This window comes from Neobacillus sp. NRS-1170 (assembly GCF_050468025.1).
The window spans coordinates 147,890-163,941 of the sequence record NZ_JBITPF010000039.1 but is presented as its reverse complement, the minus strand read 5'-3'; the positions used below and the strand labels follow the sequence as shown (position 1 = coordinate 163,941).

General features: G+C 36.3%; 18 protein-coding genes and 3 pseudogenes. 13 read left to right on the top strand and 8 right to left on the bottom strand.

Going from position 1 to position 16,052, the window contains the following annotated elements; all coding sequences use genetic code 11:
- Positions 1 to 84: 84 nt before the first annotated feature.
- The 3 genes from ACIFOT_RS18505 (at position 85) to ACIFOT_RS18495 (ending at position 1,049) form a co-directional block, all read left to right on the top strand.
- Complete coding sequence (locus ACIFOT_RS18505; protein WP_430066810.1) at positions 85 to 435, top strand: hypothetical protein; 351 nt, start codon at positions 85 to 87, stop codon at positions 433 to 435.
- A gap of 48 nt (positions 436 to 483) precedes the next feature.
- A complete protein-coding gene (locus ACIFOT_RS18500) occupies positions 484 to 627 on the top strand; it encodes a spore germination protein (protein WP_430066817.1) in 144 nt (47 codons plus the stop codon).
- Positions 628 to 869: 242 nt separating this feature from the next.
- Complete coding sequence (locus tag ACIFOT_RS18495; RefSeq protein ID WP_430066809.1) at positions 870 to 1,049, top strand: hypothetical protein; 180 nt, start codon at positions 870 to 872, stop codon at positions 1,047 to 1,049.
- Here ACIFOT_RS18495 and ACIFOT_RS18490 read toward each other — a convergent pair.
- The 4 genes and pseudogenes from ACIFOT_RS18490 to ACIFOT_RS18475 form a co-directional block, all read right to left on the bottom strand.
- A pseudogene (locus ACIFOT_RS18490) lies at positions 967 to 1,167 on the bottom strand (recombinase family protein); the annotation flags it as partial. The gene ACIFOT_RS18495 and the pseudogene ACIFOT_RS18490 sit on opposite strands and share 83 nt — an antisense overlap.
- Positions 1,168 to 1,207: 40 nt before the next feature.
- Positions 1,208 to 2,257 (bottom strand): Ger(x)C family spore germination protein, encoded by a 1,050-nt coding sequence (locus tag ACIFOT_RS18485; protein WP_430066808.1) that lies wholly within the window; start codon positions 2,255 to 2,257, stop codon positions 1,208 to 1,210.
- Complete coding sequence (locus ACIFOT_RS18480) at positions 2,244 to 3,326, bottom strand: GerAB/ArcD/ProY family transporter (RefSeq protein ID WP_430066807.1); 1,083 nt, start codon at positions 3,324 to 3,326, stop codon at positions 2,244 to 2,246. Before ACIFOT_RS18480 ends, ACIFOT_RS18485 begins: the two co-directional genes overlap by 14 nt.
- The gene (locus ACIFOT_RS18475) at positions 3,323 to 4,636 is read right to left on the bottom strand and encodes a spore germination protein (RefSeq protein ID WP_430066806.1); all 1,314 of its coding nucleotides are present in this window, start codon (positions 4,634 to 4,636) and stop codon (positions 3,323 to 3,325) included. Before ACIFOT_RS18475 ends, ACIFOT_RS18480 begins: the two co-directional genes overlap by 4 nt.
- A gap of 405 nt (positions 4,637 to 5,041) precedes the next feature.
- On the opposite strand from ACIFOT_RS18475, the pseudogene ACIFOT_RS18470 reads away from it, so the two are divergent.
- A pseudogene (locus ACIFOT_RS18470) lies at positions 5,042 to 5,218 on the top strand (recombinase family protein); the annotation flags it as partial.
- Between the two features lie 145 nt (positions 5,219 to 5,363).
- Here ACIFOT_RS18470 and ACIFOT_RS18465 read toward each other — a convergent pair.
- Positions 5,364 to 6,011, bottom strand: coding sequence for an ATP-dependent DNA ligase (locus ACIFOT_RS18465; protein WP_430066805.1), 648 nt, complete (start codon positions 6,009 to 6,011; stop codon positions 5,364 to 5,366).
- Positions 6,012 to 6,195: 184 nt separating this feature from the next.
- Here ACIFOT_RS18465 and ACIFOT_RS18460 point away from each other — a divergent pair, with 184 nt between their 5' ends.
- Together ACIFOT_RS18460 and ACIFOT_RS18455 are read left to right on the top strand one after the other, a co-directional pair.
- Positions 6,196 to 6,498 carry a hypothetical protein gene (locus tag ACIFOT_RS18460; RefSeq protein WP_430066804.1) on the top strand — a complete coding sequence of 101 codons (303 nt, stop codon included), beginning with the start codon at positions 6,196 to 6,198 and terminating at the stop codon, positions 6,496 to 6,498.
- Positions 6,499 to 6,969: 471 nt separating this feature from the next.
- Positions 6,970 to 7,308, top strand: coding sequence for a YolD-like family protein (locus ACIFOT_RS18455; RefSeq protein ID WP_430066803.1), 339 nt, complete (start codon positions 6,970 to 6,972; stop codon positions 7,306 to 7,308).
- 349 nt (positions 7,309 to 7,657) lie between these two features.
- Here ACIFOT_RS18455 and ACIFOT_RS18450 read toward each other — a convergent pair whose 3' ends face one another.
- Positions 7,658 to 7,858, bottom strand: coding sequence for a helix-turn-helix transcriptional regulator (locus ACIFOT_RS18450; RefSeq protein WP_430066802.1), 201 nt, complete (start codon positions 7,856 to 7,858; stop codon positions 7,658 to 7,660).
- A gap of 464 nt (positions 7,859 to 8,322) precedes the next feature.
- Here ACIFOT_RS18450 and ACIFOT_RS18445 point away from each other — a divergent pair, with 464 nt between their 5' ends.
- The 4 genes from ACIFOT_RS18445 to ACIFOT_RS18430 all read left to right on the top strand — a co-directional run bounded on the left by ACIFOT_RS18445 (position 8,323) and on the right by ACIFOT_RS18430 (position 10,381).
- Positions 8,323 to 8,598: a hypothetical protein gene (locus ACIFOT_RS18445; RefSeq protein WP_430066801.1), complete on the top strand. Its 276-nt coding sequence runs from the start codon at positions 8,323 to 8,325 to the stop codon at positions 8,596 to 8,598.
- Complete coding sequence (locus tag ACIFOT_RS18440) at positions 8,595 to 8,840, top strand: hypothetical protein (RefSeq protein WP_430066800.1); 246 nt, start codon at positions 8,595 to 8,597, stop codon at positions 8,838 to 8,840. The genes ACIFOT_RS18445 and ACIFOT_RS18440 overlap by 4 nt, the downstream gene beginning before the upstream one ends.
- Positions 8,841 to 8,874: 34 nt before the next feature.
- Positions 8,875 to 9,126: a hypothetical protein gene (locus tag ACIFOT_RS18435; protein ID WP_430066799.1), complete on the top strand. Its 252-nt coding sequence runs from the start codon at positions 8,875 to 8,877 to the stop codon at positions 9,124 to 9,126.
- Positions 9,127 to 9,484: 358 nt separating this feature from the next.
- The gene (locus ACIFOT_RS18430; RefSeq protein WP_430066798.1) at positions 9,485 to 10,381 is read left to right on the top strand and encodes a DUF4238 domain-containing protein; all 897 of its coding nucleotides are present in this window, start codon (positions 9,485 to 9,487) and stop codon (positions 10,379 to 10,381) included.
- Positions 10,382 to 11,007: 626 nt separating this feature from the next.
- Here the strand turns inward: ACIFOT_RS18430 and rpsD are convergent.
- Complete coding sequence (gene rpsD, locus ACIFOT_RS18425) at positions 11,008 to 11,610, bottom strand: 30S ribosomal protein S4 (RefSeq protein ID WP_430066797.1); 603 nt, start codon at positions 11,608 to 11,610, stop codon at positions 11,008 to 11,010.
- A gap of 422 nt (positions 11,611 to 12,032) precedes the next feature.
- Here rpsD and ACIFOT_RS18420 point away from each other — a divergent pair.
- Positions 12,033 to 12,801: pseudogene (locus tag ACIFOT_RS18420) on the top strand (PLP-dependent transferase); the annotation flags it as partial.
- Positions 12,802 to 12,836: 35 nt separating this feature from the next.
- On the opposite strand, the gene ACIFOT_RS18415 reads toward ACIFOT_RS18420, so the two are convergent.
- Complete coding sequence (locus tag ACIFOT_RS18415) at positions 12,837 to 13,319, bottom strand: GAF domain-containing protein (RefSeq protein ID WP_430066796.1); 483 nt, start codon at positions 13,317 to 13,319, stop codon at positions 12,837 to 12,839.
- 157 nt (positions 13,320 to 13,476) lie between these two features.
- Between ACIFOT_RS18415 and refZ the strand changes: the two genes are divergently transcribed.
- Positions 13,477 to 14,109 (top strand): forespore capture DNA-binding protein RefZ, encoded by a 633-nt coding sequence (gene refZ, locus ACIFOT_RS18410; protein ID WP_430066795.1) that lies wholly within the window; start codon positions 13,477 to 13,479, stop codon positions 14,107 to 14,109.
- A 167-nt stretch (positions 14,110 to 14,276) separates the two neighbouring features.
- Complete coding sequence (gene ezrA / locus ACIFOT_RS18405; RefSeq protein ID WP_430066794.1) at positions 14,277 to 15,965, top strand: septation ring formation regulator EzrA; 1,689 nt, start codon at positions 14,277 to 14,279, stop codon at positions 15,963 to 15,965.
- Positions 15,966 to 16,052 lie beyond the last annotated feature (87 nt).

Below are 16,052 nucleotides of genomic sequence, written 5' to 3'. Positions count from 1 at the left end.
GGTTCTCTTCTACTCAACTAGTTGAAGAACTGCGGTAGGATATAATGATGTTAAATGACTTTTTTCAAAATGGGGGGGATGGGTTTGAAAAAAAATAGTTCAATGCTTATAGATGAGTTTGTAAAAAATGCAATAATCCAGGGGAATGCAACCTTAGAAGGAAATTATAAAAAAGGGAATAAAGCAAGTGATAAACTATTTAAAATAATTGAAGTTATGAAACAAGACATTAATTTGGCAAAAACTATGCTAGATGTATTAATGATAAGCGGAGAACCCAACGTAAAAATATGGGCGTGCGGAACGGCATTGGATATTGATTATAAAACTAAGGAGGCAGAACAAATATTAGAGGAAATTTCAAATTCTTCAGAACTTGGAATTTTAAGTTTTAATGCTGAAATGTCGTTGAAAGTGAGGAAAGGTGAAATATAACCCAACAAGTCTTATTCAGCTAACGGGTGCGATGGTTCAACAAATGAGCTGTCGCTTTCTTGTTCCACTAAACCAGCTAATATTATTTATGCTGCCAGTTTAAAATCCTTGGGCGTACCTTATTTAGCTCCTCTTATCCCGTTTCATCCTAACGAATGGAAGGATACCTTATACCGAGGGGAATCTAGATAATATTACCAATAGTCCTCATACCTTTCCGTCAAAAGAGAATAAAGAATGAGCAGAGTCCTGCTCATTCTTTATGGGTAATAATATTGAAATTAGGATGCTCTTGAAAATTTTCAAAATGAATAGTAAGTTGAACAGGAATTATACTCTATAATTGCAGATTGTGAAGCATTGTACTGATATGAATGAAACTGTCAATGCTCCCTACACAATTTGATTTTGTTTCGATTTTTGGATTAACACTGATGAAGGTTCAATGCCTAATCTTTGAAACAATTAATGGTATCCAAATAGCTTTTACTGATGAACTCGATATGACCCCAGATGAAGATTTACCAAATGTAATGCTTTTCCTTCCTGAGTTCGTTCTACAATCATGTTTCTTTCCATTTCCAACATGGTTTGAAAGAAGAATCGCCCCATAGTTGTGTTTTCGAGTAACCCGACATTCAATACGTGGACACGTATACCCTTATTGAATAATTCCTCTACAACGTCAATTCCTTCACGTACATTCCTGGCTAACCGATCAAGCTTGGTTACTCAAAGTAACCTATTAATCCTACACCTGGAATTAAAGTGCTCACTCCATACTGGCATGGACATGAAAATTCACTTTTAAATTAGGATAATATTTTTCTCTCCAATTTTTTAAATCATCATATGGAATTTGATTTCGGAAATATTGACCAAATCCAAAAATGTCTGTATTGTTTTCTTGGGCTTTGTCAAACATGTTGTTAAACCGCTCTTCAAAAAGCTTTTCCAGCTCTTTTTTGATCTGGTAATTCGTGATACCTGCTTCTTGTTCCAAAACGTCTATTTTTAGCTTTACGTCAGTAGACACTAGTGGTTTATTATTTTCCATAAACGTTTTATTTTTAATGGCGCTTCTTTTTACCATAACACTTGCAATACCCACATCCTCTATCTTTCCTTTTGCATTATTGGTTTGGAACAAATTAATTAAATGGGTTACATTTGGATCGATTCTTTGAGTTATTTCCCCCATTTTTAAAGCGGCAGCGCCTTTAATACTTAATACTGTATCTTTTCCAGAATCAACAACAGGAATGGATATATCTTCAGTATATGAATACAAACTACGATACACTTCCCAAATACGAGTACTTAAAATCTCGGGTGCCCAGCCAGCCCCTTTGTTAAAAAAATCATACAAAGAAGAGGAATCAGCGCCTAATTTATCGTTAATACTTGACAACAGTTTCTCAATAGGATCATCCGTAAAGGCCAACTGTGCGTTTTTAGGGATTTCATTTGATGTCATCAAAAAAGTTATAAGTTGCATTAATTCTTCTTGGTTAACTGATAAATCCTTTGATATTACAACTAATTGTATATGTGAGTAATCCACCACATTTTCAGAGTTTGTCCTTATTTGTCCAAGGGCACTAGAAAAGCTTTCATCTATACTTGTTACTATTCTCGAAATATTGCCATTTTTTTTGGGTATGGGAATTTGCACTGTTACCTTATATTCATCATTGTCATCTTTAGTAATACCCATGACCACGGGGAGAACCCTTTTATCTATATCCTTATTATTCCAACATCCGCTGAGAAAGGTTACCAAAAACATTAACGCAATCAAAGTTATATTAACCTTTTTCATCACACGCCGTGCCCCTTTTCATTACAAAGCTATAGATATAAGTGGAAAATGGAATAATTATCATAAAATACACATTGGCACCTCCACTCCATAAAAAGGATTTTTCTAACCAGGATAGACTTGGAACCAATAATGCACAAATAAATGCGACAACAGAAAAAGCAATGATCCAATAAGAGGCTTTTGCCTTTTTCCATCTCAACATCTTGTGCATAATTCTTCCAATAATCCAAAGTAAAACGGCATTCAGTATGATCGTAAATCCAATCTGTGATAAGCCCAAGAACATTGATTGCTTATTTAAAAAAAACCAATTAAGGTCAACTGTATAAATTGCTCTTACCATGGAAAATGTCAAAGTAATGGCTGACTCTTGTCCGAATATTAAAAGTGGGATATATACGGAAGAAAGAAAAAAGAACATTACACAAACCCATGCTAAAAAAATAGAACCAAATGTTAATTTAGTTTTATACGCCATGAATCCTAAAGGTAAGAAAGCCGAAAAACCCATAAGATAGAAGAATTTTTTATTAATTAAAAAATCCAAAGATGGGTGCCAAACCGGCGAAGCGTTATACCAATCAGTATTTATAAAGGATGTAAAATAGACCAACACTATCATGGGAATAATCAAGAAGAAAATGAAAAATGAAGAACGTAGAATTGTACCTAAACCTGATAAGGCGATATATGTTGTGACAAAAATGAGAAGCACCAATACCGGCCAGGAGGGTGTACGCGATAAAAAAATCGAAATAATAACCTCAGTATGTAAACGATTATTAAGTGCAACTATCGCTGTTAAGAAAATTACAAATGGGATAAGAAGAATAAATGCAACTGGTTTTCCCATTTTCAAATAAATATCAATTACATCCTGTTGGGGAAAATAACTCAATCCTTTAATGTAGATCCAAATTAAAAACAATTGAAGCAAACCTTGGCAAAGAACCACTTCCCAGTGACCAGAATTCGTTAACTGAAATATGAGATCAGGATAAAACAAATGGTTTAAACTTAAATACATGATGATAAAAATAAATCCTATCTGTAATTTTAGACTCATTTAACGTCCTCTTTTCTAATACGAAACGTTGTATACGGGATACCGTTTGATGTTAAACTTGCCAAATATACGATGGTAAAAAGAAAACCGGTAAACATACCTAAAATGCCATAAATAGAGGCTAAAATTAAAATTGGATATCTCAACAGACGGATGTACAAGGCATTTTGTATACCTGAAACCACCGAACCCGAAATGACCATGGCAGTAATCACAATAACCAATAACTGACTCACTAATTTCGCCTCCACCATCGCCTGGCCCAGTATGATTCCTCCAACCATTGTAATGGTAGGACCTACGCTTTTGGGAAGCCTCACAATCGCTTCAAGTGTCAAATCAACTATAACCACCATTATAATAGTTTCCATTAAAGCTGGAAATGGTATGCCTTGCCTGCTTTCTGAGACAAATAAAGCGAAGTCTATTTTTAATGCCTCAGGATTGACAGATATGACTGAAACATATAAAGCGGGAAGTAGGACATTGACGATAGCCCCAACCCCCCTTAGGGTTCGTATCGCATGCACCAATATTGATGGGCAATTGCGATCACTTGCAATACTAAACATATCCCATAAGGTTTGAGGAAAAACAAGTGCAAAAGGGTAATTATCTAAAAAAAGCACAATTCTGTTCTTTTTTAATAAGTGGGTGGCCTCATTCGGTATTTCTGTTTGAAAAACATGACTGACAAGACTGAGCCTACGCTCACCAAAATGTTTATTGAGATCTTCAACCGTTTCAATATCCGTGTCAATTTGTTTTATCTGCCTCTTAATCTCCCCAATTAGATCATCCGGAGCCATTCCTTTGATATAAAGCATTGACAGTTTTCGACTTTCCAGTTCTCCGACTTCATAGGAACAATGACACAGACGTTCAGTGTTCATCCTTTTCCGGATCAGCCCTATGTTAGTATTAATATCCTCGACAAAGGCATCCACGGACGCTTGAGTGGGACTTTCACTTTGTGGTTCAGCAATGCTTCTTGTTAGATTTCGGTAGACAGGGTCCACTATCGCATTAAGTTGGTCTTTCTCTGTTACGATCACCAATTTCCCTTTTAATAAAGCATTTATTATTTGCTCAGTATCAACGTCAAGCTGGTCACTGAGGTTTATAAAAAGCTCCTTTACCGAAGTTGAAGATGATGCCATTTGTCGAACATATAATTTCGATTTGGTTAAATCAATTAGCGTGTTAAATCCCATAAGGTAGATTGGCGTTCTATCTTTTAGTTCCTTCTCCATGAAAAAATCATCATGGTCAGAAAACATATTTTGTATTTCTTTAACCAAATTCCTCATTAGAATGCTCCTCAAATTTTGTGTCTTAATTAATATTGCCATCAAACGAGTTTTTATGGATATTTTTGTAATTACAAGTCTATCGATACACCAAAGTGCGGAACGAATGAGGAAGTCGATGGTTCGTCCGCGGAAAGCGAAAGTTTTTACGATTTATTAATGAACAATTAGGTAGGATTTTTAAGAACCCTGCTTAATTTTAAGGTAGGCAAAATTTAAATAAGCTGCATAGGTTGACCCCCTATGCGAAATAAAAGAGGCTACCTCTAAAGTTGCTTTTTCATCCTTATTTTTCCTAAACACTTAAATAATATGTAAACGGGAGTTCTTCAAAATTCTATTTGATGTGGTTTTGAAAAGTTTAATAACCAAGGTACATTTATCTGGAATTCTAATTGAATCACGTCAAGGCAGCGTGAGGATTTTAGAGAAGGACGACCGAAAAAATTTAAAAAGGCACAAATTGAACACGCTTTGAAGCTGCTGGAAACTAACTCTTACAAGCAAGTGGAGGATATAACCGGGATAAGCAAAAGCACTCTGATTAGGGCGAAGAAAAGGCAGGAGCAGCTCTACCAATAAAAGTAAAATCTATGTACAATAAATGGACCATCACAGGTCAAAGTTTCGATCAAGTTGCCATAATGGCAGCTTTTCCTTAGTGTGCCAGGCATGGCAACTATCTAGGTGGTGAAAGTCCACTGTGGGGGCACACATCAGCCAACCACTAATCATAGGATAAGAGCCAGCCAAATTCATCTTTACGGTACCCGTTCACTATTACATTCGCATAATGGTAATTAATCACTTTGAGCCAGGAGTATGACCGCTTCCCAATTTCATAAGTGCTGTCCTTTTTCTTCAGTACAATTCCCTCAAGATTTTGTTCTTTGATGAGATTAAAGAGGGTAATACCGTTGCCATCTATGCTCATTACTTTTGTTAAAAGGGGGGTATTAACTGGTATGATCGCATTAAGGATTTCTTTTCGCTTATATAAAGGCAGCTGGGTTACCTTCTCACCCTTATAATACAATACGTCGAATGCCACGAAAGATACTGGATTCTGCCTTGTCAACAGTTTCACCTTTTCAGAATTGAACACCGAAAACCGACTCATTACAGCTTCGAAATCAGGTTTACCTGATGTATCTGTGAGGACCACTTCCCCGTCAAGAACAGTTCCTTTTGGAATATTTAAGTTTATTAGTTCAGGAAAACGGTTGGTAACATCCGTTTTATGGCGTGTATAAAGCTTTTTATCTTTTATATAGGAATAGATGAGCCGAAACCCATCCATTTTCGGTTCTGAAAAATAATCGTCATCGTTGAACGGTTGATCCGATTTATGGAGGAGCATTGGACTTATAAACATATTTTTCACCTCTATACTATAATACTATGGAATTAGATTACAGAAATTAGGAGGTTGTTGGAATCACCTCCAAGTCCCAAGAATATTACAACAGCAGCCGTAGAAAGTTCAAATTAAATTCATAATTGTTCCATCGCTATGTTTTTTAAAAGCCTCATAATAAAAGGGAAAAGGAGTGATACAAATGAGTCGGCTTGTGTTAATGGAAGTGGCGATGAAAGAGGAATTACCTGAATTGTATGATATTTATTTTGGAGGTAAGGTGCTCCTGCATTATGAAGAAGAAATTCCTTTTATTGTGGTTGGAACGACATCAAGAATGGGTCAAGAAGCCGCAATTGAGCTTTTAAGAGGATGCGAAAATTTTAAAGCTTATCATAAGCATCTTTTCGGAACGGAAGTAAAATCATTTGTTATGGATGATAAGCAGTTTAAGAAAGTGAAAAATTGGATGTATTACTTTCATCCGAATGGAATCTACCGATAAAAAGTGATTAATTAAACAAAATGTACATAATAAAAGGCAGTCAGTCATTTCGTCAACTGCGAGCATTCCCGAAAAGATTAAATAGCAACGCTGTGAAGGCAGGAATAACAAGAATTTGCATCCGTTCTTATTTCCTCATACTGCAGCGACAATTTTCCTGGAAGCTGAATAAACCGCGCAAGATAAAGCGATAAACTATTACGTCACCTTAACGGGTGGCGTTTTTATGTACGAAAAAAGAAAAAGCGCCATAAGACGCTCTTGTAAATGTTTACATTAATCAAGGGATATTAATATATTATGAGGTTTGTCTTATAAAGACATGGACAAACATGGAGCTTATATAAAAAACCACCCTTGAATTAAAAGGATGGTTTCATATGGAGGATTCCTAATATTGTTTCTTATATATCTTTATGTATACATACAGAACATAAGTTCGTATATAATATTAAGAAAGGAGGCGATTATATGGCGATACGTGATCGCGGTATGGTTAAATGGCAGGCAGCATTTCAGTTGCCAGAGTTAGCGAAGACACAGAAGGATTTATGGCGTGATACCGAGCGGGAAAAGAAGCCAATCATTGACGAGCATGAAGCAGAAGAGTTCGATTTACGCATTATTTACGCAATGGAACATAACCATTTGGTAAAGCTGACCATATGGGTAGATGGCTTTACTAAGGAATTAGCGGGGCGAATACACTTCGTTGATCCGCTAACGCATGAGCTGCGTATTGAGGTTAAAGACGTAGAGATTGAACGATTGGGTTTCGATTGTGTGGTGGGAGTGAAGGTCGTTAGTTGACACAGATATAAAATATGCTGCTAGTACTGGTCTACAAAATTAATTTACCCAATTCCAATGAATCAGGTTTAGAAATCGTAAAGATTATATCAATCTTGGATTTGATGGTATTGGTAGACCGACACAGGCTTTTCTCCGATTAGGAAACTGATGACTTATCAAACCGTTAGTGTTGTTACTACTAGCGGTTTTTCTTGTTGGAAAAATTTCAATCCTGATTTAGTAGGGTAATACCGCTTTAAACTTCGTGGGTAATACTCCCTCCCCAATGGACGATCACTCAATCATAACCACCTTTAGCACACAGAATTACAAATTATTAGTGTCCTGGGAGGTCATACCATATCATTTATTCTTTTTTTCGTTCGTAAAGTTCATCGATGCCAACACCGAGCAAGTCTGCCAGTTCATACGCCTTATCAAATGGTATCAAGCTACGCCCGATTTCATAATTGCGTAGCTGCTTATATGTAATTCCTAATTTATCAGCGATAAAGGCTTTTTTATATCCACTCTCATTTATCAGTTTCTCAATACGGCTCCGTAACATGTGCATCACCTTATTTAATTATTCTATTTTTCCTGTTGATTGCCTATAGGAAATTTAAGTTCATGTTTTTGGTAAATTTAAATTCATATTATAGAATGACCGCTCATACCATGTATTAATCAATGGGAAGGGAGGGAGTTAACGTGTGCAAAAACAAAGTTATCAAATCGGTATCATTCAACGTTTCCAACGAAGAGGACCGACGGTGTCTCGAGCGCATTGAATCGCTGGACAATTTTAGTGGCTACGTCAAGCGGCTGATCGAGAAGGATATACGGCAGCGGAGGGTGATTAAATCCGAGAGAACACCTGTTCAAGCACCAGCTGATCATACCGCAATCGTTACGAAAGGGACTACGTTAATACTGAAAACGGAGTAGCCTCTTCTCTCGCGGGTATTTCGTAACAGTGTAACACGGTTGGCGTTGTCAATTGTCATTACTATTGGAAAGGGGATTTGCGTTTTGATAGAAGGGAAGGGGTTAGGAGGAAAGAAAGTTCATCGAGTGAATGTGTCGCTAACGAACAAGCAAGCATTTAAACTAAACCGACTGGCAACCGCATGCAATATGAAACCAACAACACTCGCGGCAGTACTTATCGAAAAAGGGCTTAATGATCCAAAGCTTGTATCAGAATTACAGCGCGATTATTGCATACAATCAGCTTACCGAGTGATAGTTGTAAATAATCATGGAGAACTGAACTATGTATTAACAAGACGGGAGGACATCCGATGAGCTGGCTAAGTTACATTTCCGGCGGTATGACTGTTTTACTGGCATATGCATTCTTTTCTACAAGTACAGACGAAGAGGAAGAGGAGCTGATCATAGAGGGGAGTAACCTAGTTGTAAATGAATTTAGCGGCAGATATGTAACGTTAAGCTGCCAGACATGCAGGAAGTTGAAACGACACAAAGAAGTTGAACCAAACTTGTTTCAGTGTACGAAGTGCAAACGGCACGTTGATATTAGGTAGTTATAACAAATTTCAAATTATAAGGAGCGAGTGTATGAATAGTGAAGATTTTAATAAATTTACAAAAGCTGAGCTGATTAAGGTAATTGAAAATTTACAGGGGCAGGTTGAATATTTAAAAGGGAGACAAGAGGACTATGAGGAACAACTCGAACAATTAAAGACAGAAAATGAACGTAATAGGAGCAGCATCCATGAATATGAACAAAAAGCCAGAGAAGAGGAGTTATACAGTCAATTTCCTCACATGAGACCATTATGGATGAAAAAGGGGTTTGACTATTAACAGCGATTGCCTTAGTAGGAATCGTAAGCCCTTCTGATATCGAGAAGGGTTTTGCTCTTTTTGTTGGAGGAGGAACAAGAAGAAATTGGAGTTGAAAAGGAAGCAGGGGTAGTGGTAAATGGTTTATCTGGCCGATATGTCACACTTTCCTGTCAAACATGCAGGAAATTAAAGAAACACCTAGAAGTTGAAACTAATCTTTACCAGTGCACGAAATGTAAGCGGCATGTAGATTTGCGGTAAATTTCAGAGAATTTTTAAATTAAGCAGATTTCGCATTCCAAATGGAGGGGTTAACTATTCTTCCTTAAGATTGAGCGAAATGATATGGTATAATATGGGTAAAAAGGAGTCTTAAATGAGTAATCCTAAAAAGCAGCATTACGTTCCTCAAGTTTATTTAAAGCATTTTACCCATGAATCTGGATTTTTATTTATTTATGACAAAGCAACTGACGAGTTTAGAAAACAAACCCCAGCGAATACAGGATATAGTAAACATTTTTATACTGTAGAGAAAAATGGGGAAAAAGATTATACGATTGAAAAATTATTAGCAGCTCACGTGGATACTCTTTATCAACCAGTTATAAAAAAAATAGAACGTAAAGAAATATTAACAAGGGAAGATAAGGTGAATTTAGCCATATTTCTATCCTTTCAACACCTTCGTACACCTGCACAGCGGAAAAATTACCACCATATGGTAGACGAATTTTATAAGAAAACTTCTAAAATAATATTTCAAATGAAAAAAGTTCATGGTCAACTTGAAAATTATAATGAACATGAGATTGAAATGCTCGAGGATATCTTTGAAAATGAAAAGTATGATGTTGAAGTACCTAAAGAACAAAGCTTGGAATTAATGTTAAAATTCTCAGAAGAAATGTCAACTATGCTTTCCAATCATAACTTTGTCATCTTGGAGGCTTCTAGCAAAAGTGTATTTATTACGAGCGATGACCCATATTGTATGGTGAAGGAAAAGTGGAGTGAACCTTGGAGTGGGTATGGTATCATCAATACCACAAAGTTATTTCCTCTTACACCTAGGCACTTACTCGTACTTAAAGATCCTGGTGAAAAGATGTTTTATATGCAAATGGATAAATCACAAGTAAGAGAAATAAACTTCACTATTGCGTTGTGGTCAGACCGATTCGTGTATTCTAGTAATGAAATTTTATTAAAAAGTTTGGTGGCGAAGATAAAGAAAAAAGTAGAGGAAAGAAACCAGAAAAGGACCGATTAATGGTCCTTTATTTTTTTATTCCAATTGAGTTTCCTGAAGGATTCCTTTTCCATTTTATATGTATGTCTTTACAATTTTTCCTGCCATGAATCTCAGTTTTATGCGATTTTGGATAAAAATAAATGGTGGTCAAATGGTGGTAAATTGGTGGCAAAACCAATCATTCTGCCACCAATTACATCTGTTTAAATCATATATACTAAAAATAAAAACATATTATATCAACGATTTAAACTAAATCTGTTATAATCGGATTCGTTTTACAACCTTGACAGGGTTGTGTTCATAGTAGGTAAAACATTGCAGCAAAAAAATAATTATTAATCTTTGCTTTCTTATAGTAAATTTCGAGGTCAATCAGGTCATTATGACCTATGTGACCTCAAAAATAAATAAAACACATGTGTCCTATTATAAAATAGGTCTCCTTACTGGCAGTCTGACTGTGCAAATAAAATGCGCCTGTCCACATAATATTTTTCCTTGAAACTTCCCCCAAAACCTCCCCCAACAAATTGGGGGATAATACATTATTCTACAAAGCAGACAAAAATAAAAAACCCTAGAAGTTGAGTAATTTCAACGTTTCTAGGGTTTTCATACGTGCAGTTTACAACTCGTATTAATTAACGAGAGTAGAACTCAACGATAAGAGCTTCGTTAATTTCAGCTGGAAGTTCAGAACGCTCAGGTAAGCGAGTGAAAGTACCTTCTAGCTTGTCAGCATCAAAAGTTAAGAAGTCAGGTACGAAGTTGTTTACTTCAACTGCTTCTTTAACTACATCAAGATTACGTGATTTTTCACGAAGGCTGATAGTTTGACCAGCTGTTACGCGGAATGATGGGATATCTACGCGTGAACCGTTAACTAGGATGTGACCGTGGTTAACTAATTGGCGAGCCGCACGACGAGTACGAGCTAAACCTAAACGGTAAACTACGTTGTCAAGACGTGATTCAAGAAGAACCATGAAGTTTTCACCGTGTTTACCAGCAAGTTTGCCAGCTTTGTCAAATAGGTTGCGGAATTGACGCTCATTGATTCCGTACATGTGACGAAGCTTTTGCTTCTCTTGTAATTGTAATCCGTATTCAGAAAGCTTTTTGCGTTGGTTTGGACCATGTTGTCCAGGAGCGTAAGGACGCTTTTCTAATTCTTTACCTGTGCCGCTTAGAGAGATTCCAAGACGACGGGATAATTTCCAGCTTGGGCCGGTATAACGAGCCATGAATGACTCCTCCTCTGTGTTTTTATTTTGGTAAAATAAAAACCGTTATGAAACATCATTAAAGCCATTTTGTTTTCATGCACCTTCGCCCTAGCAGCTAAGGGTTACAAGATGCACCTTCGTAAGGCGGCTGCCTTATGAGGAACAAAATGAATCAAATAAAGTTGTTCACATAGGCTGCAATATTTTACACAAAGAGTATTATATATTTTTTATTCATCAAAAGTCAAGTATATTTTTTGTCTGTCAGCAAAAGGAACAAGAATGATGTGAAAAATATTTATAAATTATTCAAATTAATATTCCAAAAATATACGAATATTATCCATAATTAGGGTACGGTGTATATTTTTGGAATTGAAAATGTGTGGAAAATTAGGTGGAGATGGAATGGATATTCTCGAAAGAGAGTTAATCTTGCCCTAGAAAATAACATTCGTCCGAATACAGCTTGTATTTATATTGAAACTCCGATTAACCCTACTATGAAGCTCGTTAATTTGGAAATGGCAGCAAAAGTAGCTAAGGAAAGAGGAATACCTGTTGTTGTAGATAATACATTTTGCTCCCCATACCTGCAAACGCCTATTACCCAAGGCTGTGATGTTGTCATTCATAGTGCTACCAAATATATTTGTGGTCATGGGGATGTCATAGCTGGTCTGGTCGTAGGAAAGACAGAATTTATACGGCAGATCGCTCAATCTACCCAAAAAGATATTGGAGGCATAATTTCTCCCTTTGATGCATGGCTGTTATTAAGAGGGATAAAAACCCTGCCCGTACGGATGGACCGGCACTCCGAAAATGCCAGGCATTTATTTGCATATTTAAAAAATCATCCGAAAATCGAAACAGTTTATTACCCTGGGGATCCGGACCGGAGCACTCCGATTATAAAATTATGAAAAAACAGATGAAACAAGCTGGAGGACTTATTTCCTTTTCAATCAAGGGGACGAAGGAAACCGCGCAAAGGTTCATGAACCAACTGAAATTGATAAAGATTGCTGTAAGTTTAGGCGAGATAGAAACATTAATACAGCATATAGCTACCATGACCCATTCGGTTGTTCCCGAAGAAGAGCGTAAAAAATGGGCATCTCCAATACTTTGGTTCGTCTGTCGGTTGGACTTGAAGCATCTGTGGATTTACTTGAAGATCTGGAACAAGCATTTAAAAAAATATAAATAGGCACGGAGGAATTTCTCCGTGCCTAATTTTATTAAATATGCTCTAATAAAACAGCCGTAATTTCTTCCAGTTTTTGTTGATCGATTTCGTCGAAGCGATTTTTTTCAGGTGAATCGATATCCAATACCCCAATAAGCTGTTCCCCTTTTACTAGTGGAATGACAATCTCTGATTGGGATGCAGCATCGCAGGCGATATGACCAGGAAATTGGTGCACATCCTCGATGCGTAATGTTTCTCTTTTCAAAGCAGCAGTCCCGCAAACTCCTTTACCAAGCGGAATACGGACACAGGCCGGCAAACCTTGGAAGGGTCCTAATACAAGCTCGCCGTTTGAATCTAAGAGATAAAAACCGACCCAGTTGATTCGGTCAAGAAATTGGTTTAATAATGCAGAAGCGTTACTGAGATTTGCAATTTGATTTTTTTCATCGTGCAGAAGTGCCTGCAATTGTTTTTTCACGAGATCATAATTTTCTTCGCGACTTCTACTATACATTTCGACGTTAAACATGAAATTTCTCCTTTTTCTTATAATTTTTATAGTTTATTTTATCAAAACAAGAAGAAAATGAGCAGACTTTGTCGATATTTTCATAAAGGAATTTAGTGTGACACAAAGAATCTTTATGTAAGGGGATATTCGGTGTTTTAATTGGGGGGGAAAGCTGATGAAGAAAAATTCAAAAGATGCGATTGTGAAAGCCGCCGTATTATTGTTTAATTCAAAAGGTTACACTGGTACATCAATCAGGGATATTGCTCATTTAGCAAAAGTAAATTCGGCAACGATTGCTTATCATTTTGAAAACAAAGCTGGGTTGTTAGAATATTGCTTTACGCATTTTTTTGAACAATATATCAGCAAAATGGAAGAAGCTTACCTCTCAATTGAACGAGGCGCTGAAGTCTGTTTAAAGCGAGTTGTCGCCGATTTAATTCACTTTCAATGTGAAAATCTTCAACTGGCATGCTTCGTATATCGTGAAATGTCAATCGATTCTCAGGTTGTAAGAGAAATTATGTCAACCTATTCATTAAAAGAAAAATATTTCTTTCAAAAAATCTTTGAAAGAGGGTTTGAATGGGGAGAGTTCCGCCCCCATTCCATCCCATATTTAATCATACAACTTAAGGGTTTAATCATGATGCCCTTTATGAACAATCATTATATGAGAGAAGTATTATATGTTTTTCCAAATGAGCAATTTTTTGAGCAGAAATATTTAAAAGATATCAATCATTGGATTGATAAAACTTTATGCTCGGATGTGCCAATTAAAAAAGGAGCAATGCTAAAATAGCGGCAATCGCTATTTTTTTTTATTTTACAAAAAAATTGAATTTAATAGTCAAAAAATGTCGTTTACATGGTATCATAATAGCATTGAATAAAACATTAAGTGATCTTTTTATATAGACGAAAAAATTCTCTAATAGAATCATTGTGTTTGAGCTAGGAGGCTGTCAAGTGAAGTATTTCATTGGTTTATTCTTCCTATTACTAGCCCTATTTGTAGTGGGATATTTAATAAAGAAAAAATATTTTAAAGAAATGGATCGATTGGAAGCTTGGAAAATTGATCTAATGAATCGTCCGATACTGGATGAAATGTCGAAAGTGAAACAGCTTAATATGACTGGACAAACCGAAGAGCTTTTTGAACATTGGCGGAATCAATGGGATGATGTCGTAACGGTGAAGCTTCCAGACTTAGAAGAGATGCTGTTTGATGCAGAAGAGTACATAGATAAGTACCGTTTCAAAAAGTCAAGGGAAGTTCAACAAAAGATTGCAGAAAAACTACAGGAAACTGAAGACCAAATTAAAAGTATTTTGGAAGAACTCCATGAACTTGTTGGCAGCGAGGAGAAAAACAGAGTAGAGATCGAGGAATTAAAAGAGCTTTATCGGGAATCGAAAAAAATGCTCTTAGCTCACCGTCATAGCTTTGGTAATGCTGAAAAATGCTTAGAAGTGCAGCTTAGTGAAGTGACGCAAAAATTTCATGAATATGATGAAAAAACGGAAAACGGCAATTACCTTGAAGCACGTGAAGTCGTATTGTTGATTCATAGTACACTTGCCGCAATCAAAAACAATATGAATGTAATCCCTCAGTACTTAATTGAGTGTCAGTCATTGCTTCCAAATCAGCTTGCTGATGTTTTCGATGGATACCGTGAAATGACTGATCAAGGATATTATTTAGAGCACATAAATGTGGAAACAGAAAAAATTCTCTTGGAAGAAAAGCTCACCGAGATTATAATGCTAATTGAAAAAACAGAAATAGAGCAAGCTGAAGAAGGAATAAAAGAAGTAAAGGAAAGAGTCGATATTCTTTTTGACCTTTTGGAAAAGGAAGTACATGCCAAGCATTTCGTGTTGAAGAATGAAAAGGTAACCAGCGGCCTTCTTGTTGCAGCCGAGGAAGAGTATAGGAATCTTTCAAATGAAGTATTTCATATTCAAGAAGGATATCAGTTATCAGATGATGATTTTGAAACACAGCGGAATTTGGAAAAAGAACTTACTGCTGTTTTTAAGCATTATGATATTTTATTGGAAAAATTAAAACTCAACGAAACGGCTCAATCTGTTCTAGGTGAGGAATTAAGTGAACTAAAAGAACAATTAGAAATCATCCTCGAAGGACAACATGCATTTGCTTATAAGCTGCAAGCATTGAGAAAAGATGAAATTGAGGCAAGAGATAAACTAAAAGAACTAACTAAAAAAGTTGGGGAGACTGTACGCCTTGTTGCTAAGAGCAATGCTCCAGGCCTACCTGATGACTACAAGTACCTTTATGAAGATGCTAACGATAGTATTCAAAATGTCAGGTATCAGTTGGAGGAAAAGCCGCTTAACAATTCCGCCCTTAATCAATATTTAGAAATTGCCGTATTAACTGTTGATAAACTTGTTTCTTCGACCATTGAATTGATTGAGAATGCAACTCTTGCGGAAAAGGCCATTCAATATGGAAACCGATACCGACGCCAGTATCCTTCTGTTGCAAAAGGCTTAACCGATGCAGAAAACGCTTTTAGACACTATGATTATCAAGAGGCTTTAGAGCAGGTTGCCGCTTCATTGGAAGGTATTGACCCAGAAGCATTAAAGAAAATAAAAGCTTCGGCTGCCATGGAATAAAAAACCGATTCTCTCTGAATCGGTTTTTTCTTTTCTTTTTCAAAAGATAGGTTTATGATAAGATTTATTTTTGACGGAGGATAAAAC